This window comes from Achromobacter sp. 1014246743, assembly GCF_059760725.1.
This window is the reverse complement of sequence record NZ_JCBANA010000044.1, coordinates 13,623-32,103: the sequence shown is the minus strand read 5'-3', so window position 1 is coordinate 32,103 and position 18,481 is coordinate 13,623. Positions and strand designations below refer to the sequence as shown.

Sequence of the window (18,481 nt, the reverse complement as noted above, 5' to 3'; positions counted from 1 at the left end):
GCGGGGCCCCATGCGTAGCGAACCAATACAAATAGTGCTCGATGGGTTGCGTCGCCGCCCCGTGCTGGAAGTCACATTGGCCTGTCTGGCCGTGTTGCTGCTGGCGCAGGCGCTGATCGGCGCCCTCAGCTTGTCGGCCCTGAACCGGCTGGTGGTGGACACCACCGCCGACCGCGTTGAAGTGGTGGCGCGGCGCGTGGCCGGCAACATCGAAAACGGCTTGCGCCTGGGTAAACCCCTGGAACAGTATTTCGGCCTGCGCGATACCTTGCGCGACGGCGTGGCCGGCTCGCGCGGCGTGCAAGGCGCGGCGGTGCTGCTGGCCGATGGCCAGGCCCTGGCCGCGCAGGGCGAGCTGCCTGACGATGCGGCCGCGCTTGCCCGCACGCTGGACACGCGCGGCACGCCCGGCGCCGGCCTGGCGCGGCGCGGTTCGGGCGCCATCGTGGCGGTGGCCGACGACCGCGTCACCGTGGCCGTGCCCTTGACGGCCGCGGGCGGCAAGGCGGTGGGCGCGGTGGTGCTGTCGGCCGCCAAGGATGGCGAAGCCAGCCGCCGCCTCATCATCGACAACCTGCAGGTGCTGCTGGTCGTCACGGTGCTGGTCGGGCTGGGCCTGGCCGCGGTCTTCAAATATGTCGTGCCGCTGACCTCGCTGGCCGCGGGCGGCCGTGCCCGTTTCGTGGTGCCGCTGTTGGCGCTGGTGGTGGCGCAGGGCGTGTACGCGGCCTACACCATCCATACCTTTCGCAGCGGCTGGCTGGAAGTCACGCGCAACAACGTGGGGCTGCTGGCCGAAGGCCTGCAGCGCGACCTGAACCGCGTGCTGGGCTACGGCCTGGAGGTGGACCGGCTGCGCGGCGTGGACGCGCCCTTCTCGCGGCTGGCCGGGACCTTCCCGGCGGTGGCGCAGATCGAACTGGCCGACCGCAATGGCCGCGTGCTGTACGGAGCCGACGCCCGTGGTCCGCTGGATGTCGCGACGTTGCCGCAGACGCGGGCGCAGCCCGACGACCTGACGCTGGTGCTGCCGCTGGGTGCTGGGCTGGCCGACCCCAAGGCGCATGGCGACCTGGTGCTGCGGCTGTCCGGCGACGTGATCGCCGCGGGCGTGCGCAGCCGCGCCCTGGACGCGGTGACGGTGGTGGGCGTGGCGCTGGTGGCCGCCATCGAAATGCTGTTGCTGCTGTCCTTGCTGATGAACCGTGCATTCGCCGCGCGCGCCACCCTGCCGGATGGGTCGCGCGTGGGGCCCGACGACGAATCCGAAGTCGGCCGCATCGCGCGGCCCGTCATGTTCGGCTTTCTGTTCGCCTGGGCGCTGCCGCTGGGTTTTCTGCCGCTGTACGCGCGCAGCCTGTCCGCGGGCGGCCTGGACCTGCCGGCCAACCTGCTGCTGGCCTTGCCGATCTCGGTGGAAATGGGCTGCGGCCTGCTGACCTCGCTGCTGGCGGGCCGCCTGACCGACCGCAAGGGCTGGCAGGTGCCGGTGCTGGCCGGGCTGGGTGTGTCCGCTGCCGGCATGCTGGCCTGTGCGGCCGCGACCAACCTGCTGATGTTCAGCGCGGCCCGCGGCCTGGTCGGCCTGGGCTACGGCCTGACCTGGATGGGCCTGCAAGGCTTCATCGTCACGCGCAGCCCGCCGCAGTTCCGCGGCCGCAACATGACCGGCGTGATCGCGGGCCTGTTCGCCGGCCATCTGTCGGGCGCCGCGGTCGGCGCGATGCTGATGGAACAAGTGGGGTTCCGCGCGGTGTTCGCGGTGGGCGCCGTGATGCTGGCGATGCCGCTGGCCGGCGTGCTGGTGCTGATGCGGCCTTACATGGACCGCGGCCGCAAGCTGGCCGCGCAGACGGCGGGCCGCGCCCGCGCGCACGTCTCGGACACCTTGAAGCTGCTGTTCACGCGCGATTTCGGCCTGCTGCTGCTGGGCAGCGTGATCCCGTTTTCGATCGCGCAGGTCGGCCTGCTGTCGTTCGCGCTGCCGCTCTACCTGGAAGCCGAAGGCGTGGCTGCGTCCAGTATCGGTCGCGTGCTGATGATCTACGGCCTGTGCGTGATCTACGTCGGCCCGCTGATGGGCCGCGTGGTGGACCGCAGCCGCATCAAGAAAAGCTGGATCGTGCTGGGCGGCCTGGTCGGCAGCGTCGGCATGCTGGGCCTGTATTTCAACAGCGGCCTGGTGGCTGCCGCTGCGGCCGTGTTGTTGCTGGCGCTGGCCAGCTGCTTTGCCGGCGCGTCGCAATCGCCCTACATGCTGGCGCTGCCGGATGTGCAGCGCTATGGCGCGGCAGGGGCCACCAGCGTCATGCGCGCTGCCGACAAGCTGGGCCAGATGGCCGGGCCGCTGGTGGTGGGGGCGATGTTCGGCGCCGCCGGCATGGGCGCGGGCCTGGCCGCGACCGGCGTGATCTACCTGTGCGCCACGCTGTTGTTCCTGCTGTTCGCACCGGCCCGGCCGCGCGAAGAGACGGCCTGATCGAAGGAGGGCGCCGCGCTGCGTGGGCGCCGCCATTCAGCGCGCCGGGCCCGCGCCGGCCAGCGCCACCGGCACCCGGGCCGACAGGCCCGTCAGCAATTGCGCGGCGATGGTGCCCGCCGACGCCGCCACGTCTTCCACCGACAGGCCGTCCGCGCCCCACAGCGTGACAGGCGCGCCGATGCCGGCCTGCGGCACGGGACCCAGGTCCACCGCCATCATGTCCATCGACACGCGTCCCAGGAGGCGCGTGCGTGTGCCCGCCACGACCACGGGCGTGCCGGTGGGCGCATGGCGCGGATAGCCGTCGGCATAGCCGCAGGTGACGATGCCCACGTCCATCGATTCCGTGGCCTGGAACGCGCCGCTGTAACCCACCCCGGCGCCGGCCTTGACGCGCTGCACGCCCACCACTTGCGAGTGCAGCGACATGGCCGGCAGCAGGTCCAGGTCGGCCGCGCTGCGATCGGCGAACGGGCTGGCGCCGTACAGCGCCAGCCCCGGCCGCACCCATTGCGTTGCGGCGGCCTGCGCGCCATGGCGCAGCACGGCGGCGGAATTGCTGGTGGACACCGGACCCGGCAGGCCGCGGATCACGTCTCGGAATTCGGCGTCGGCCGTGGCCACGCCGTCGGCCTCGTCGGCGCGGGCGTAATGGTTCAGGTGGCCGACTTCGCCGACCAGGCCGCGTGCGGCCAGCGCGGCCGCCGCCTCGAAGGCGGCGGGGTAGTCGTCGGCGCAGAAGCCGGTGTGGTGGATATCGCCTGCAAAACGCAGCCACACTGCGGGCCGTTCGGCCGCAGGCGACTCTGCCAGCCATTGCAGCTGCGCCGCATGGGTAATGACCAGGTGCAGGCCGGGCGTGTCCAGCAGCAGCGTATCGGCCTGCGAATACAGGCCGCCGTACACCAGCACCGGGCCGCGCCAGCCCAGCCGGCGGCAGGTGCGCGCCTCGTCCAGGTGCAGCACGGCCAGCCCGTCCGCCTCGCGCAGCGCGGGCAGCACGCGCGCCAGGCCGTGGCCATAGGCATCGGCCTTCACGGTGGCCCACAGGCGCGGCGCGCCGGCGGCCGGCAGCGCCGCGCGCAAGCGGGCAAGGTTATGGGCCACGGCGCCCGCGTCGACGCGGGCATACAGGGGGCGGGCAAGCAATCCTTCTGGACGGTAGGGTGCGTTCACGGGCGGCATCGGGGCGTGGGCTGCACGCAGGCACGCGCGCAGTCTATGCATGAGTGACAGATCGACCGATTTTGTTCGGTACTTTCTGCCTATGCACTGCAAGTTGTCGATAGCGCGTCTTGATCAACCGCGCCAGGGGAAGGTCAGGCGGCGCGCATGATGAGCGTCAGGCGGTTTTCGTCGCCGTGGCGTGCGTAGCGCAGGTCATGCAGGTAGTGCTGCATCAGCCGCACGCCGTGCCCGCCGATCTCGGCGTCATCGAGCGTCGCAGCCAAAGGCGGAGGCGGGGTCTGGGTGGGATCGTACGGCCGGCCATTGTCGATTATCTCCAGCGATATCCATTCGCCGTCCTGGCGGCAGGCAAGGCTGACGCGGGCGGGGTCCGGGGCAAGAAGGGGATCGTCGAAGGCGTATGAAACGATGTTCGTCAGCGCTTCGTCCAGGCTCAAGGACAGACCGAAACTCAGCTTGGGCGACCAGGCGTCGCGCTCGCCGATGGCCTCGATCCATTGCATGGCGGAGGCGACAGCGTGGGCGTCGGGGACGAGGTCAAGCGTATCGGGCTGAGAGGGCATGGTCGCCTTGCGTTCAGTGGTACACGTGCAGGTGCAAGTATGCCCGATTGCTGGCGGGTGGCGTATCGGGCGGCGCTGTCCGCCGTATGGAAGATTGCGTTTGGCTGGGCGGGCGCCTCGCGTATCATCTCGGCATCGCGCCGCCACCCGCATGGGCCGGGACCCGGGGCGCCGGTCACTTATCGGGAACCACTATGAATCTCGCAGTCGAGAAAGTCGGAGAAGTGCTGGTTGTCTCGCCCGAAGGCCAGATCAACAGCGGCAATGCCGCCGGCATCGAAGCCGACCTGCTGGCGCAGGTGGAAAAAGGCGAACGCCGCTTCGTGCTGGATATGTCGAACCTGAACTACATCTCCAGCGCGGGCCTGCGCGTGGTGCTGGTGCTGGCCAAGCGCCTGAAGCAGGGTTCGGGCGCGTTGGCGCTGTGCGCCATGCAGCCGCATGTGCGCGAAGTGTTCGACATCAGCGGTTTCCTGGCCATCCTGACCGTGGTCGATACGCGCCAGGAAGCCGTGGCCAAGGTCGCCTGAGCGGCCCTTGGCCAGGCCTCGCAAGGCTCAGCCCTTGCGGTTTTCGTAAGACGTATCCAGCACGTCGTCTTCGGGCGTGATGACGCCGGGATCGCCGGGCTCTTCAATGGCGCGGCCGCGGCGCGGCATGCCGGCCACTGTCTCGCTTTGGTCGGGCATCGGCAGGATGCCGGTGCCTTTGCGGGGGTCGACGGGTTGCGGCTTTTCACCAGCGATGTCCGGCTTGGTGGCGGCGGGATCGGGCGTGTTTTTCAGCATGGTCTCGGCTCCGGTTGCGGGCGCCCCAGGATGGCGGCGCGCCGACATGCACGTCCCATGTTAGGGCCGCGCGGCGGCCATCAGGGGCTTTGCGCTGTCACGTTTGCAAGGGGCTGTTGCAGGGCCCGAACCTTATAATGCCGAGCGCTTCGCAGTGCCCGGTTTCTTCCCATTTTTCCTACGCCTACCTTGACCGAATCCGTCGAACGCTCCGTGCATGCCGAACTCGTCGCCGTCCTGGTCGCCGTCACCCACGGCGAACCACGGGTCCTGACGACCGACGACGCGCGGGCCCTGCCGGCCGGGCCGTTCGAACTGTCTCACCGCTCCTTGCAGGCGGGCCTGCGCGCCTGGGTCGAAACCCAGACGCATCATCCGCTGGGCTATGTCGAGCAGCTCTACACCTTTGCCGACGGCGATCGTTCCGACGAGTCGGGCGCGCGCGTCATGTCGGTCAGCTATCTGGGGCTGACGCGCGAGGCCGGCGAAACCGGCGTGGCGCAGGTGGGCTGGCAGGATTGGTACCGCTATTTCCCCTGGGAAGACCGTCGCGCGGGCCCGCCAGCCCTGGTCGACGCGCAGATCGTGCCGCGGCTGCTGGCCTGGTGCGACGACAGCGCCGACGCCGCCACCCGCAGCCGCCGGCGCCAGCGTGCCGCCATCACGTTCGGGCTGGAGGGCGCGGCCTGGAACGAAGACATGGTGCTGCAGCGCTACGAGCTGCTGTTCGAAGCCGGCCTGGTGCCCGAAGCGGCCCGCCGCCAACCGGGCGCGGGGGCGGCGGCGCTGCCGGGCGAGCCCATGCGTCACGACCACCGCCGCATTCTCGCCACCGGCATCGCGCGACTGCGCGCCAAGATCAAGTACCGCCCTGTCGTGTTCGAACTGATGCCTGCGCAGTTCACGTTGCTGCAACTGCAGCTGGCGGTCGAGGCCCTGGCCGGCCGCGGCCTGCACAAGCAGAACTTCCGCCGGCTGATCGAACAGCAGGCGCTGGTGGAAGAAACCGGCGACATGGCCACCGGCACCGCGGGGCGTCCCGCCAAGCTGTTTCGCTTTCGCCGCGACGTGCTGCTCGAACGCGCCATTGCCGGCAGCAAGCTGCCCTTGTCCCGCGGTCTCTAGCGCTTCGCGGGCGCAATGCGGGTAGGCGTCCGATATGTTGCGGTGCCGCTTGACAAGCAATATGCTCATCTCTAGCATAAGTAGTGCGCATTCCTTGCGCGCCTTTTTTTAACTACTAAATACTCAAAATGAGCATAAAAGGTGATCTGCCCGCTGCCGCCCGTTTGGCCATTCCCGCGCTGCCGGATGTGATGCTGGAGCCGCTGGTGCGCGCGGCCTTGCTCGAAGACCTGGGCCGCGCCGGCGACCTGACCACCGATGCCATCGTGCCCGCCGACGCTGTGGCGCAGACGCGCCTGGTGGCGCGGCAGGAAGGCGTGCTGGCCGGGCTGGACCTGGCCCGCCTGGCGTTTCGCGCCATGGATCGCGACATCGAATTCATCGTGGCGCAGCGCGATGGCGCCGCGCTCGAACCCGGCATGGAAATCGCGCGCATCCGCGGCAATGCCCGTGCCATGTTGACCGCCGAGCGGGTGGCGCTGAACTTCCTGTGCCACCTGAGCGGCGTGGCGACCGCCACCGCGTCCATCGCCCGCGCCATCGAAGGCTACGGCGCCCGCGTGACCTGCACCCGCAAGACCCTGCCGGGCCTGCGCGCCGTGCAGAAGTACGCGGTGCGGGTCGGCGGCGGCAGCAACCATCGCTTCGGCCTGGACGACGCGGTGCTGATCAAGGACAACCACATCGCCCTGGCAGGCGGCGTCGAAACCGCCGTGCAGCGCGCCCGCGCGGGCGTCGGCCACATGGTCAAGATCGAGCTGGAAGTCGACACGCTGGCCCAGCTGGAAACCGCGCTGGCGCTGGGCGTGGACGTGGTGCTGCTGGACAACATGAGCCTGGACGAACTGCGCCAGGCGGTCGCCATGGCGCGCGGCCGCGCCATTACCGAAGCGTCCGGCCGCATCACCCCCGACACCGCCGCCGCGGTAGCCGCCACGGGCGTCGACCAGATCGCCGTGGGCTGGCTGACCCACAGCGCCAAGGTGCTGGACATCGGCCTGGACGCCTGAGCCCGGCCCCGCCACGACAGGCAGAAACCATGAAACGCGCACTGCTTTCCACTTCGCTGCTCCTGACCCTGGCGCTGGGCGCCTGCGGCAATCCGCCCTCGGGCGATACGCCGTCCGATGCGTCCTATCCGACCCATCCCATCACGATCGTGGTGACCTTTCCGCCGGGCGGGGGCACCGACCTGCTGGCGCGCCGCCTGGGCGCCAGCCTGCAAGAGCAATTCGGCCAGCCGGTGGTGGTCGAGAACCGTCCCGGCGCCAGCGGCAACATCGGCGCGCGCATCGTGGCCGAGTCGCCGCCCGACGGCTACACGCTGCTGATGGTCAACAGCTCTTTCGCGATCAATCCCGGCGTCTACCGCAACCTGGGTTTCGTGCCCAAGCGCGACTTCGCGGCGGTGATCAACGTGGCTTTCGTGCCGTCCGTCTTCGTGGTGCCGGCGGCATCGCCCCTGCACGACCTGGACGACGCGCTCACTGCTGCGCGGCCGGACAAGCCCTTGCCGTTCGCCTCGTGCGGCAACGGCACGCCGCAGCACCTGGCGGGTGAAATGCTGGCGCGCGCCACCGGCGCGTCGCTGCAGCACGTGCCGTACAAAGGGTGCGGACCGGCGTTGACCGACGTGATGGCCGGCCAGGTGGGGGTGGGGGTCGTGACCGCCTCGAGCGCCGCGCCGATGATCGCGGCGGGCAAGCTGCGGGCGCTGGCAGTGACGTCGCCGCAGCGTTCGCCGCTGTTGCCGGCCGTGCCCACGGTGGCCGAGCAGGGGGTGCCCGACTACGCGCTGGATCAATGGCATGGCCTGCTGGCGCCGGCCGCCACGCCGCCCGCGGTGGTCGCCAAGCTGAACGCCGCGGTTGCCCGGATCGTGCAGCGGCCGGACGTGCAGGCCTCGCTGCGCGAGCAAGGTTTTACGCCGACGATCAGTTCGCCGCGGGCGTTCCAGAACATGATCAATGCGGATATCGACCGCTACACGGCGCTGACCGAGGCGATCGGGCTGCGCGCGGACTGACGCCCGGGCCGTCACGCTCCGGGGCCTCGAACCCGGCCTCAGGCCACGGCCGCGCGGGCGTGCTGCTCCAGCTGTTCCTTCAGGCCCGGCTGCAACTGCAGCTGGCGCGCCAGTTCGTCCAGGTAGGCGCGTTCCATGTAGCTTTCCTCGTCCACCACCAGCAGGCTGGCCAGATACATCTCGGCCGCCATTTCCGGGGTCTTGGCGGACTGCGCGATCGCGGCCGGGTCCAGCGGACGCGCCAGCTCGGCTTCGAGCCAACGGCGGTCCTGCGCGTCGGCCGACAGCTTGCCCATTTCGGTTTCCAGCAGGGCGCGTTCCTCGGGGCCGATATGGCCGTCGGCCTTGGCCGCGCCGATCATGGCCGTCAGCACCGCCGTGCTGTGTTGTTCGGCTTCGGGTGGGGGCAGGCGGTCCAGCGTCTGCGGCGGCCCGGACGGCGCGCCAGCCTGGCTGCGCTGCCAGTCGCCATAGGCCCGGTAGGCCAGAGCGCCCAGCGCGGCCATGCCGCCGTACATGGCGACCTTGCCGCCGATCTTGCGCGCTTTCTTGCTGCCCAGCAGCAGGCCCAGCGCGCCGGCGCCCAACGCGCCGCCGCCCAGCCCGGTCAGGAACGAGCCCTTGCCGCCCGTGGCGCCCTGCACTTTGGCACTGGCGTCGGACAGCAGGCCCTGGCCGGATTGCAATAATTGATCGAGAAGTTGTCTGGCGCTCATGCGGCCCCCTGGTGAAAGCAAAGGATCTTGCGGATAGGGATATCCGACCTTCGTTGCGCCAGGAAGTTCAGCTTACAGTCAGAAATGGATGTTGCGCGCCCGGGCGGGCGCCATCGGCGGATGCTACAACGTGGGGCAGAGGCGGTGCGTGCGCGCCGTCCGCAACGCAAGGAACCCCGCTCATGACCATCCACGTGCGCCAGAACGCGCCCAAGACCCTGCAATTCACCGCCACGGCCGAAGGCCACGACCTGCCGCTGGACATGCCGCAGCCGCAGGGCGCCGGCCCGGATCCGCACGACTACTTCGACACCGCACTGGGCGGCTGCAAGGCCATGACGTTGATGGTCTACGCCCAGCGCAAGGGCCTGCCGCTGGAATCGGTGGGGGTGGACGTGGTGCGCGATGCCGGCGAAGAGCGCAAGGGCATCTACCGCCTGACCGCCAAGCTGACGCTGCACGGCGAGCTGAGCGACGCGCAGATCGATGAACTGCTGGCCGTGGCCGAAAAGTGCCCGATCCACAAGCTCATGACGGCGGTGGACGTGCAGGTGTCCACGCTGATCGTGCGCCCGGCCTGAATCAAAAAAAGCGGACCCGCGGGTCCGCTTTCTGTTCTGCCCAAGGTTGGCAGGGCGGGCTTGGCCGCGCCGGGCCGGGCCTTGTGCGGTGTCAGTCTTCCATGCCCGGGACGACGGTCGAGAAGCCCGCGTCCACGTGGGTGATCTCGCCGGTGACGCCGGCGGCCAGGTCCGACAGCATGAACGCGGCCACGTTGCCGACGTCGTCGATGGTAACGTTGCGGCGCAGCGGCGCCTGGGCCTCGACGAACTTCAGGATGGCCGAGAAGTCCTTGATGCCGCTGGCGGCCAGGGTCTTGATCGGGCCGGCCGAAATGCCGTTGGCGCGGATGCCGCGCGGGCCCAGCGCCGTGGCCAGGTAGCGCACGCTGGCTTCCAGCGAGGCCTTGGCCAGGCCCATGGTGTTGTAGTTGGGCACCACGCGCTCGGCGCCCAGGTAGGTCAGCGTCAGCACCGAACCGTTGCGGCCTTCCATCAGCGGCAGGGCGGCCTTGGCCATGGCGGCAAAGCTGTAGGCGGAAATGTCATGGGCGATGCGGAAACCTTCGCGCGACAGGCCGTCCAGGAAGTTGCCGGCAATGGCTTCGCGCGGGGCGAAACCGATGGAATGCACCAGGCCGTCCAGGCCGTCCCAGCGCTTGGCCAGGTCGGTGAAGGTGGCTTCGATCTGGCTGTCTTCGGCCACGTCGCAGGGCAGCACGATGTCGCTGCCGAATTCGGCGGCGAATTCGCTCACGCGGTCCTTGAAGCGGTCGCCCACGTAGGTGAACGCCAGTTCGGCGCCTTGCTGGTGACAGGCACGCGCGATGCCGTAGGCGATGGAGCGGTTGGAAAGCACCCCGGTGACCAGGATGCGTTTGCCGGCGAGAAAGCCCATGTGTGTGATTCCTTTGAATTTTTTCCTTCTGGAGGCCGCCTATTTTAAGGAGTTTGGCGGCTCCGCGGACAAAACGGCGCGGCGCCCTGGTGGGCGCCGCGAGAGAAGGCGGGGATATCGGGGGCCTGGCCGGGGGACGGCCCCCGGGTTGCCGCCTCGATTCTTCAACCGCGGGCGTTGGTGCCCGGCACGCGCAACTGGGCGCCTACCTTGAGCGCATTGCCCTTCAGGTTGTTCAGGGCGCGCAGCGCATCCACCGAGGTGCCGTACTGCTTGGCCAGCGAGAACAGGGTGTCGCCCTGGCGGACCTTGTGGGTGCGCACGTTGGGGCGGGCCGAGGCACCGCGCGGGGCGGGGGCTGCGGCCTTGCCACGCGGCGCAGGCGTCTTGTTGCTGACCGGCGCCGAATCCAGCGCGCCCACGGGGGCGGCCAGCGAGGCCAGTTGCACGCCGCCCGTGCCGGGATCGCCCGGCACCAGCAGCGACTGGCCCGACGCAACCTTCTGGCGCGAGCCGATGTCGTTGGTTTCGCGCAGCTTGGCTTCGGTCACGCCGAAACGCTTGGCGATCGAGGCGTAGGATTCGCCGCGGCGCGAGTGGTAGACCTTCCAGGCGCTCAGGTCGCCCTTGTAGTTGGTCAGGTTGGCGTTGAAGATTTCGACGCGGTCGGCCGGCAGCAGCAGGGTGGGGCCGTGGTCGCCGCGGATGACGGGGCGGTTGAACGACGGGTTCAGGGCCTTGAATTCATCCAGCGGCATTTCGGCCAGCTTGGCGGCGATTTCGAGGTCGATGTCGCTGTTCTTCTGCACCGTCACGAAGTAGGGCGTGTTGCCCACCGGGGGCAGGGCCACCGCGTAGCGCTGCGGGTCGGCGATGATGTTCTTGATGGCCTGCAGCTTGGGGACGTAGTTGCGGGTCTCGTCCGGCATGTTCAGCGACAGGTAGTCGGTGGGCTGGCCGGCGGCTTCGTTCTTGGCCATGGCGCGCTGCACCGAGCCTTCGCCCCAGTTGTACGAGGCCAGGGCCAGGTACCAGTCGCCCTGCATCTCAAACAACTTTTCCAGGTAGTCCAGCGCCGCGTTGGTCGAGGCGATGGGGTCGCGGCGTTCGTCGCGCCACCAGTCCTGCTTCAAGTTGAAGTGCTGCCCGGTGGCCGGCACGAACTGCCACAGGCCGGAGGCCTGGGCGCGCGACAGGGCGGTCGGGTTGTAGGCGCTTTCGACGAAAGGCAGCAGGGCCAGTTCGGTCGGCAGGCCGCGGCGGTTGATTTCGTCGACGATGAAATACAGGTATTTGCCGGCGCGCTCGGCCATGCGCTGCACTGCCTCGGGGTGGGACGCGTAATAGTCGGTCCACTGCTGCGAGAGGTCGGTGTTCAGGTTGGGGATGGCGAAGCCGCGGCGGATGCGGTCCCAGGCGTCGGCCGGCGGGTTGGTCAGGTCAACCGTGCGGGACGTGTCGCGGGCGATGTAGCGCCCTTGGGAATTGGTGGTGAGGTTCTTGCTGTCGGGGGATTTGGTTCCTGCGCAACCGGCGAGGACTGCCAGCAGAAGTGGCAGAAGGAGTCGGGATAGCTTCATCGGGCGGTCACTTGAATTCGTTCTTCCATTCACGAAGGGAGGCAAAAACCTCTACCGGCGTAGTTTGGTCGCGTCCGGCCCAGTCAGTTGCGGCGCGGACGACGTCAGCTTGCTGCGTACGCAAAAACGGATTGGTCGCGCGTTCCTGACCGATGGTCGAGGGAAGCGTGGGAAGACCTTCTGCGCGTAATTGCCGGGCCCGCTGATACCACTGTTGCAGGGTGCGGTTGGCGGGTTCGACTGCCATGGCCCAGCGCAAGTTCGCTAGAGTGTACTCGTGTGCGCAAAAAACCTGTGTATCTGGCGGTAAAACAGAAAATTTTTCCAAGGAATCATGCATTTGCGCGGGAGTCCCCTCGAAAAGGCGACCGCACCCCCCGGCAAACAATGTGTCCCCACAGAACAGCACAGGCTGTTTTCCCGCGGCCCGGCCGACGTACGCGATATGTCCCGCGGTGTGTCCAGGCACGTCGAGCACGGCCAGGTCCAGGTCCAGTTCGGGGATCACCACCCGGTCGCCCTCGACCAGCGGCACGTCGCAGCGCGGCAGCGTCTCGCGGGCGGGCCCATATACCGTGATGCCGCCAATGCGGGACAATTCCAGGACGCCTCCTACATGGTCGCCGTGGTGGTGCGTGAGTAGAATGGCGCGCAGCTTCAGGCCTTCGCGGGCCAGCCATTGCAGGACGGGGTCGGCATCGCCGGGGTCGACCACCGCGGCTTGCCCGTCGCGCACGATGGCCCAGATATAGTTGTCGGTAAAGGCGGGCAAAGGCAAGACCGCGGCAGTGCTTTCGCGGCCGCCTGCGGGGGCGGTCAAGGCTTGCATGAGATTCGAAGGAATAAGACGTGGCAGAAGAGACTGCGCCGATTGTAGAGCTGGCCGAATGGTTCCAGACGCCGCCCGGGCAGTATGCCCTGGCCTGGGAACGCGCGCAGTTCGACGCGGCCGTGGCGGACGTGTTTGGATATTACGCCTGGCAGGTCGGCCTGGCCGACATGAACCTGCTGCGCGCCAACCGCATGCCTTTCAAGGGCTACGTCGGTACCGAGACGCCCACGCCTGAAAACATCGCCGGCTGGCAGTCGCGCGTGGTGTTGGCCCAGCCCGAGGCCCTGCCGTTCGAATCCCAGAGCGTAGACCTTCTGATCCTGCCGCACGCTTTCGAATGCACCACCGATCCGCACAACGTGCTGCGCGAGGTCGAGCGCGTGCTGGTGCCGGAAGGGCGGGTGGTGATTTCCGGGTTCAACCCCTGGAGCATGTGGGGCGCGCGCACCCGCATGCCCGGCATGGAACCCTGGCTGCCGCAGCCGCCGTCGTCGCAGGTGTCGCTGCCGCGCCTGAAAGACTGGTTCAAGCTGCTGTCGCTGGAAGTCGAGCAAAGCCATTTCGGCTGCTATGCGCCCGCCTGCCGCAGCGAAAAATGGCTGCAGCGCTGGGGGTTCCTGGAATCGGCCGGCGCCCGCTGGTGGAGCCTGGGCGGCGCCGTCTACCTGGTGTCGGCCGTCAAACGGGTGGCCGGCATGCGTATCATTGGGCCCGCCTGGAAGACCAGGCCCAAGCGCGCCCGCGCGGCCTCGGTGGTGGTCAACCGCCAGGCGGACGACGGTTTCGACCGCTCCTGAAGCGCGCCGTCGGATTCACTGTGACCGTACAAGGACATACCAGCAGCACCATGCAGGACAACAACGCGAACGACCAGAAAGTGGAAATGTGGACCGACGGCGCCTGCAAGGGCAACCCGGGTCCGGGCGGTTGGGGGGTGCTGATGCGCGCCGGCGCGCACGAGAAGACGATCCACGGCGGCGAGGCCCAGACCACCAACAACCGCATGGAACTGCTGGCCGTCATCGAGGGCCTGCGGGCCCTCAAGCGCCCGTGCACCGTCATCATCCACACCGACTCCCAGTACGTCATGAAGGGCATGACCGAATGGCTGGCCAACTGGAAGCGCCGTGGCTGGATGACGGCCGACAAGAAGCCGGTCAAGAATGCCGAGCTGTGGCAGGCGCTTGACGACCAGGTGCGCCGCCACACCGTGTCCTGGCGCTGGGTGCGCGGCCACGCGGGCGACCCCGGCAACGAACGCGCCGACCAGTTGGCCAATCAGGGCGTGGAATCGATCAAGCGCGCCTGAGCCGTGTGAGGGGGGGGCGGGCGGCCCCCGCGCCGCATCGGGATATACCCTGGGTCGGGTGGATTAGTGCTTTCAGCGCGCTACAGGATTGTTCCAGTATGTAAATCCGGGTGCTACAGTGCCAAGCCTTATTCCATCCAGCGGCGCCGCCCCAGCGGGGCATGCGTGGCGCGCGCCGCGATACCGCCACATTCGCGCATGAAAAAAGCTGTACTGTTGGCCGCCGTCGCGGCCGGGTTGGCCGCGGGGGCCGCGCTTGGCGTATTCGTGCCGCGTTGGTTTGCGCCCGCGGCGGTCGATGCCAAGGCCGCAGCCAAACCGGTGCCCAAGCCCGCCGCAGTGCGGGTCAAGGTCGCCGCGGTGACCGAAATTCCATTTGCCCGGGGCCTGTCGGCCGTGGGCAGCCTGCGCTCGGATGAGGCAGTCGTGCTGCGGCCCGAAGTCGCCGGGCGCATCCAGTCCATCGAATTCAAGGAAGGCCAGCCGGTCAAGCGCGGCCAGCCCCTGATCCGGCTGGACGATTCGGTGCCGCGCGCCGAACTGGCCCAGGCCCGCGCCAACCTGACGCTGGCGCAAAGCCACTACCGCCGCGCCGTGGCGCTGCAGGGCAAGGGCTTCGTCAGCCAGCAGGCCCGCGACGAGTCGGCCAGCACGCTCAAGGTGCAGGAAGCCGCCGTGGCGCTGGCGCAGGCGCGCCTGGACAAGATGACCATCACTGCGCCTTTTGCCGGTTTCGCCGGCCTGCGCAGCGTCTCGGTGGGCGATTACGTCAACCAGGGCCAGGACCTGGCGCCGCTCGAGGCCATCGATCCGCTCAAGGTCGATTTCCGCGTGCCGGAAATGTATCTGAACAAGGTCGGCGTGGGCCAGCAACTGACGCTGCGCCTGGACGCGCTGCCCGGCCAGGAGCGCCAGGGACGGGTGTACGCCGTCAGCCCGCTGATCGACGCGGGTGGCCGTTCCATCCTGCTGCGGGCCACGGTGGCCAACCAGGACTCGGTGCTGCGGCCCGGCATGTTCGCCCGCGTGCAATTGATGTTCAACCAGGACAAGGCCCTGGTCGCGCCCGAAGCCGCGCTGTCGCCGTCGGGCGAGACGCAGTACGTCTACCGGGTCAAGGACGGCGTGGCCGAGCGCCGCGAAGTCACCATCGGCGAACGCCGCGAAGGCCGCGTCGAGATCCTGACCGGCGTGGCCGTGGGCGACCTGCTGGTGGTGTCCGGCCTGCAGCGCGTGACCGACGGCGGCGCCGTGCAGGTCGTGAACAACGGCGCCTGACGCCACATTCCGAGCGAGCGGCCGCCCATGCGTATCTCCGAAACCTGTATCAATCGGCCGGTGTTCGCGTCGGTGCTGTCGCTGATCATCGTCCTGATCGGCCTGATCTCGTATTCCCGCCTGACGGTGCGCGAATACCCCAAGATCGACGAACCCATCGTGTCGGTGGACACCACCTACAAGGGCGCCTCGCCCGAGGTGATCGAATCGCAGGTGACCAAGCCGCTGGAAGACCAGTTGGCCGGCATCGAGGGCGTGGACGTGATGACGTCGCGCAGCCGCTCCGAGCGCAGCCTGATCAACATCAAGTTCAACCTGTCGCGCAATCCGGACGCGGCGGCGGCCGAAGTGCGCGACAAGGTCTCGCGCGCCCGGCGCTTTCTGCCCGACGAGATCGACGAGCCCATCATCGGCAAGGTCGAGGCCGATTCCCAGCCCATCATCTACATCGCGGTGGAATCCGGTTCGTACTCGGCGATCCAGACGTCCGACTACATCAACCGCTACATCAAGACGCGGCTGTCGGTGCTGCCGGGGGCGGCCGAAGTGCGCGTGTTCGGCGAGCGCTTGCCGTCCATGCGCATCTACGTCGACCGTGACAAGCTCGCCGCCTACGGCCTGACCGTGCAGGACGTCGAGACCGCGCTGCGCAGCCAGAACGTCGAAATCCCCGCCGGCCGCATCGAATCGCGGGCCCGGGAATTCTCGGTGGTGTCGTCCACCGACCTGCAGACGCCGGCCCAGTTCGAGAACGTCATCGTCGCCAACGTGAAGGGCTATCCGGTGCGGCTGCGCGATGTGTCCAAGGTCGAGATCGGCGCCGCCAACGACCGGGTGCTGTCGCGCTTCAATGGCAAGCCGGCGATCAACATCGGCGTGACGCGCCAGTCCACCGCCAACCCGCTGGAACTGTCCAAGGCGGCGCGCGAGGAAATCGTGCGCCTGAACGAGAACCTGCCGGCCGGCATGAAGCTCACCATCGCGTATGACTCGTCGGTGTTCATCGAGCGGTCGATCGATTCGGTGTTCCACACCATCGGCGAGGCCATCATCCTGGTGGTGCTGGTGATCTTCTTCTTCCTGCGCAACCTGCGGGCCAGCATCATCCCCATCGTCACCATTCCGGTGTCGCTGGTGGGCGCCTGCGCGCTGATGTACCTGTTCGGCTTTTCCATCAACACGCTGACGCTGCTGGCCATGGTGCTGGCCATCGGCCTGGTGGTGGACGACGCCATCGTGGTGCTGGAGAACATCTTCCGCCACATCGAAGACGGCATGCCGCGCAAAGAGGCCGCGCTGCGCGGCTCGCGCGAGATCGGCTTTGCCGTGGTGGCCATGACCATGACCCTGGTCACCGTGTACGCGCCGCTGGCGTTCGCCACCGGCCGCACCGGGCGCCTGTTCATCGAGTTCGCGCTGGCGCTGGCCGGCGCCGTGCTGGTATCCGGTTTCGTGGCCCTGACGCTCACGCCCATGATGTGCTCGGTGCTGCTGCGCCACCAGAGCAGCCACAGCCGCTGGTACAACCTGATCGAAGGCTGGCTCAACGGCATGAGCAACGGCTACCGCCGCCTGCTGGGCGCCTCGCTGCGGCACCGCTGGCTGGTGGTCGTCATCGGCGTGGCCGTGGCCGCCGGCAGCGGCGTGCTGTTCAAGGTGGTCAAGAGCGAACTGGCGCCCATCGAAGACCGCGGCGTGGTGTTCGGCATCGTCAGCGCACCCGAAGGCGCCACGCTGAACTACACGCTGGACAGCATGCAGGGCATCGAAGGGTTCTACGCGGCCATTCCCGAAGCCAGCGGCAGCCAGGTCACGGTGGGCTTTCCCACGGTCACCGACGGCACCGCCATCCTGCGCCTGAAACCCTGGGAAGAGCGCGGCCGCAAGCAGCAGGCCATCACGCAGGAACTGCAGCCGCTGTTCTCGTCGCTGCCTGGCGTGCGCGCGTTTCCCACCAACCCGCCGTCGCTGGGCCAGTCCGCCCGGTCCAAGCCGGTGGAATTCATCATCATGAGCCAGGCGTCCTATGAAGAGCTGGCCCGCCTGACCGAGGTATTCCTGACCGAGCTGCGCAAGTATCCGGGTCTGATGAACCTGGATACGGACCTGCGCCTGAACACCCCCGAACTGCGGGTGCGGGTGGACCGTGACAAGATGGCGGACGTGGGCGCCAACGTCGATACCGTGGGCCGCACGCTGGAATCGATGCTGGGCGGCCGCCAGGTCACGCGCTACAAAGACCAGGGCGAGCAGTACGACGTGATCGTGCAGGTGACCCCGCGCGACCGCGCCAACCCCACCGATATTTCCGGCATCCACATCCGGGCGCGCGATGGCAGCATGGTGCAGCTGGACAACCTCCTGGGCGTGCACGAAGGCGTGTCGCCGCAGTCGTTGAACCACTTCAACCGCCTGCGCGCGGTCAAGATCGACGCCGCCGTGGCGCCGGGCTACGCGCTGGGCGAGGTGCTGACCCACATGCACCAGGTGGCCCGTGAAGTCCTGCCCAACACGGTGGTGACCGACCTGGACGGCCAGTCGCGCGAATTCCGCGACTCGTCCGGCAGCATCTACCTGGTCTTCGCCATGGCGCTGGCCTTCATCTACCTGGTGCTGGCCGCGCAGTTCGAAAGCTGGCGCAACCCGTTCATCATCATGCTGTCGGTGCCGCTGTCCATGACCGGCGCGCTGCTGGCCCTGTACCTGACCGGCGGCACGCTGTCGATCTACAGCCAGATCGGATTGATCACCCTGGTGGGCCTCATCACCAAGCACGGCATCCTGATCGTGGAATTCACCAACCAGCTGCGCGACGAGGGCAGGGAGCTGTTCGCGGCCGTCACCGAGGCCAGCGTGCTGCGCCTGCGGCCGATCCTGATGACCACGGGGGCCATGGTGCTGGGCACCGTGCCGCTGGCGCTGTCGACGGGCGCGGGCGCCGAATCGCGCCAGCAGATCGGCTGGGTCCTGGTGGGCGGACTGATGCTGGGTACACTACTGACCTTGTTCGTCGTGCCGGTGGCCTACACCCTGATCGCCACCGCACGCAAGAAACCCGGCCCCGCCGGCAGCGCAGCGCATCCCGAGCCGGATGCCCCGACGCCGCCGGCGTCTGCGGCCCAAGCGTCGGAATAGC

17 protein-coding genes are annotated in these 18,481 nt (G+C 68.4%); 10 read left to right on the top strand and 7 right to left on the bottom strand.

The features are described from left to right. Positions 1 to 10: 10 nt before the first annotated feature. Positions 11 to 2,479 (top strand): MFS transporter, encoded by a 2,469-nt coding sequence (locus AC6LJ2_RS18870; RefSeq protein ID WP_445658166.1) that lies wholly within the window; start codon positions 11 to 13, stop codon positions 2,477 to 2,479. A 36-nt stretch (positions 2,480 to 2,515) separates the two neighbouring features. Here the strand turns inward: AC6LJ2_RS18870 and alr are convergent, their stop codons facing one another. Beyond that, on the bottom strand, positions 2,516 to 3,667 hold the full coding sequence (gene alr, locus AC6LJ2_RS18865; protein ID WP_498151941.1) for an alanine racemase: 1,152 nt from the start codon (positions 3,665 to 3,667) through the stop codon (positions 2,516 to 2,518). A 134-nt stretch (positions 3,668 to 3,801) separates the two neighbouring features. Further along, a complete protein-coding gene (locus tag AC6LJ2_RS18860; RefSeq protein ID WP_263914200.1) occupies positions 3,802 to 4,233 on the bottom strand; it encodes an ATP-binding protein in 432 nt (143 codons plus the stop codon). A gap of 194 nt (positions 4,234 to 4,427) precedes the next feature. Here AC6LJ2_RS18860 and AC6LJ2_RS18855 point away from each other — a divergent pair, with 194 nt between their 5' ends. Then, a complete protein-coding gene (locus AC6LJ2_RS18855) occupies positions 4,428 to 4,763 on the top strand; it encodes an STAS domain-containing protein (protein ID WP_025137527.1) in 336 nt (111 codons plus the stop codon). A gap of 27 nt (positions 4,764 to 4,790) precedes the next feature. On the opposite strand, the gene AC6LJ2_RS18850 is transcribed toward AC6LJ2_RS18855, so the two are convergent. Continuing rightward, on the bottom strand, positions 4,791 to 5,021 hold the full coding sequence (locus tag AC6LJ2_RS18850; RefSeq protein WP_263914199.1) for a hypothetical protein: 231 nt from the start codon (positions 5,019 to 5,021) through the stop codon (positions 4,791 to 4,793). 189 nt (positions 5,022 to 5,210) lie between these two features. Between AC6LJ2_RS18850 and AC6LJ2_RS18845 the strand changes: the two genes are divergently transcribed. The 3 genes from AC6LJ2_RS18845 (at position 5,211) to AC6LJ2_RS18835 (ending at position 8,172) form a co-directional block, all read left to right on the top strand. Then, the gene (locus AC6LJ2_RS18845) at positions 5,211 to 6,146 is read left to right on the top strand and encodes an NUDIX hydrolase (protein WP_263914198.1); all 936 of its coding nucleotides are present in this window, start codon (positions 5,211 to 5,213) and stop codon (positions 6,144 to 6,146) included. Between the two features lie 128 nt (positions 6,147 to 6,274). Then, positions 6,275 to 7,156, top strand: a complete 882-nt coding sequence (gene nadC, locus AC6LJ2_RS18840; protein ID WP_445658167.1) for a carboxylating nicotinate-nucleotide diphosphorylase — start codon at positions 6,275 to 6,277, stop codon at positions 7,154 to 7,156. Between the two features lie 29 nt (positions 7,157 to 7,185). Beyond that, positions 7,186 to 8,172, top strand: coding sequence for a tripartite tricarboxylate transporter substrate binding protein (locus AC6LJ2_RS18835; RefSeq protein ID WP_263914196.1), 987 nt, complete (start codon positions 7,186 to 7,188; stop codon positions 8,170 to 8,172). Positions 8,173 to 8,210: 38 nt separating this feature from the next. Here AC6LJ2_RS18835 and AC6LJ2_RS18830 read toward each other — a convergent pair whose 3' ends face one another. Further along, positions 8,211 to 8,888, bottom strand: coding sequence for a tellurite resistance TerB family protein (locus AC6LJ2_RS18830; RefSeq protein ID WP_445658169.1), 678 nt, complete (start codon positions 8,886 to 8,888; stop codon positions 8,211 to 8,213). Between the two features lie 182 nt (positions 8,889 to 9,070). On the opposite strand from AC6LJ2_RS18830, the gene AC6LJ2_RS18825 reads away from it, so the two are divergent. Continuing rightward, on the top strand, positions 9,071 to 9,469 hold the full coding sequence (locus tag AC6LJ2_RS18825; protein ID WP_006392867.1) for an OsmC family protein: 399 nt from the start codon (positions 9,071 to 9,073) through the stop codon (positions 9,467 to 9,469). A gap of 91 nt (positions 9,470 to 9,560) precedes the next feature. Here the strand turns inward: AC6LJ2_RS18825 and fabI are convergent, their stop codons facing one another. The 3 genes from fabI to gloB all read right to left on the bottom strand — a co-directional run bounded on the left by fabI (position 9,561) and on the right by gloB (position 12,755). After that, complete coding sequence (gene fabI, locus AC6LJ2_RS18820; protein ID WP_029953785.1) at positions 9,561 to 10,346, bottom strand: enoyl-ACP reductase FabI; 786 nt, start codon at positions 10,344 to 10,346, stop codon at positions 9,561 to 9,563. Between the two features lie 164 nt (positions 10,347 to 10,510). Then, the gene (locus AC6LJ2_RS18815) at positions 10,511 to 11,926 is read right to left on the bottom strand and encodes a transglycosylase SLT domain-containing protein (RefSeq protein WP_263914193.1); all 1,416 of its coding nucleotides are present in this window, start codon (positions 11,924 to 11,926) and stop codon (positions 10,511 to 10,513) included. Between the two features lie 7 nt (positions 11,927 to 11,933). Then, on the bottom strand, positions 11,934 to 12,755 hold the full coding sequence (gene gloB / locus AC6LJ2_RS18810; RefSeq protein WP_263914192.1) for a hydroxyacylglutathione hydrolase: 822 nt from the start codon (positions 12,753 to 12,755) through the stop codon (positions 11,934 to 11,936). Positions 12,756 to 12,775: 20 nt separating this feature from the next. Here gloB and AC6LJ2_RS18805 point away from each other — a divergent pair, with 20 nt between their 5' ends. From AC6LJ2_RS18805 to AC6LJ2_RS18790, 4 genes are all read left to right on the top strand, one after another. After that, positions 12,776 to 13,555: a class I SAM-dependent methyltransferase gene (locus AC6LJ2_RS18805; RefSeq protein WP_263914191.1), complete on the top strand. Its 780-nt coding sequence runs from the start codon at positions 12,776 to 12,778 to the stop codon at positions 13,553 to 13,555. Between the two features lie 50 nt (positions 13,556 to 13,605). Continuing rightward, complete coding sequence (rnhA, locus tag AC6LJ2_RS18800) at positions 13,606 to 14,067, top strand: ribonuclease HI (protein ID WP_498151940.1); 462 nt, start codon at positions 13,606 to 13,608, stop codon at positions 14,065 to 14,067. A 198-nt stretch (positions 14,068 to 14,265) separates the two neighbouring features. After that, the gene (locus AC6LJ2_RS18795) at positions 14,266 to 15,345 is read left to right on the top strand and encodes an efflux RND transporter periplasmic adaptor subunit (protein WP_498151928.1); all 1,080 of its coding nucleotides are present in this window, start codon (positions 14,266 to 14,268) and stop codon (positions 15,343 to 15,345) included. 27 nt (positions 15,346 to 15,372) lie between these two features. Next, positions 15,373 to 18,480: an efflux RND transporter permease subunit gene (locus AC6LJ2_RS18790; protein WP_263914188.1), complete on the top strand. Its 3,108-nt coding sequence runs from the start codon at positions 15,373 to 15,375 to the stop codon at positions 18,478 to 18,480. Position 18,481 lies beyond the last annotated feature (1 nt).

Coding starts and splice junctions, on each gene's coding strand:
- AC6LJ2_RS18870 (WP_445658166.1), top strand. CDS start 11: ATGCGTAGCGAACCAATACAAATAGTGCTCGATGGGTTGCGTCGCCGC.
- alr (WP_498151941.1), bottom strand. CDS start 3,667: ATGCCGCCCGTGAACGCACCCTACCGTCCAGAAGGATTGCTTGCCCGC.
- AC6LJ2_RS18860 (WP_263914200.1), bottom strand. CDS start 4,233: ATGCCCTCTCAGCCCGATACGCTTGACCTCGTCCCCGACGCCCACGCT.
- AC6LJ2_RS18855 (WP_025137527.1), top strand. CDS start 4,428: ATGAATCTCGCAGTCGAGAAAGTCGGAGAAGTGCTGGTTGTCTCGCCC.
- AC6LJ2_RS18850 (WP_263914199.1), bottom strand. CDS start 5,021: ATGCTGAAAAACACGCCCGATCCCGCCGCCACCAAGCCGGACATCGCT.
- nadC (WP_445658167.1), top strand. CDS start 6,275: ATGAGCATAAAAGGTGATCTGCCCGCTGCCGCCCGTTTGGCCATTCCC.
- AC6LJ2_RS18835 (WP_263914196.1), top strand. CDS start 7,186: ATGAAACGCGCACTGCTTTCCACTTCGCTGCTCCTGACCCTGGCGCTG.
- AC6LJ2_RS18830 (WP_445658169.1), bottom strand. CDS start 8,888: ATGAGCGCCAGACAACTTCTCGATCAATTATTGCAATCCGGCCAGGGC.
- AC6LJ2_RS18825 (WP_006392867.1), top strand. CDS start 9,071: ATGACCATCCACGTGCGCCAGAACGCGCCCAAGACCCTGCAATTCACC.
- fabI (WP_029953785.1), bottom strand. CDS start 10,346: ATGGGCTTTCTCGCCGGCAAACGCATCCTGGTCACCGGGGTGCTTTCC.
- AC6LJ2_RS18815 (WP_263914193.1), bottom strand. CDS start 11,926: ATGAAGCTATCCCGACTCCTTCTGCCACTTCTGCTGGCAGTCCTCGCC.
- gloB (WP_263914192.1), bottom strand. CDS start 12,755: ATGCAAGCCTTGACCGCCCCCGCAGGCGGCCGCGAAAGCACTGCCGCG.
- rnhA (WP_498151940.1), top strand. CDS start 13,606: ATGCAGGACAACAACGCGAACGACCAGAAAGTGGAAATGTGGACCGAC.
- AC6LJ2_RS18795 (WP_498151928.1), top strand. CDS start 14,266: ATGAAAAAAGCTGTACTGTTGGCCGCCGTCGCGGCCGGGTTGGCCGCG.
- AC6LJ2_RS18790 (WP_263914188.1), top strand. CDS start 15,373: ATGCGTATCTCCGAAACCTGTATCAATCGGCCGGTGTTCGCGTCGGTG.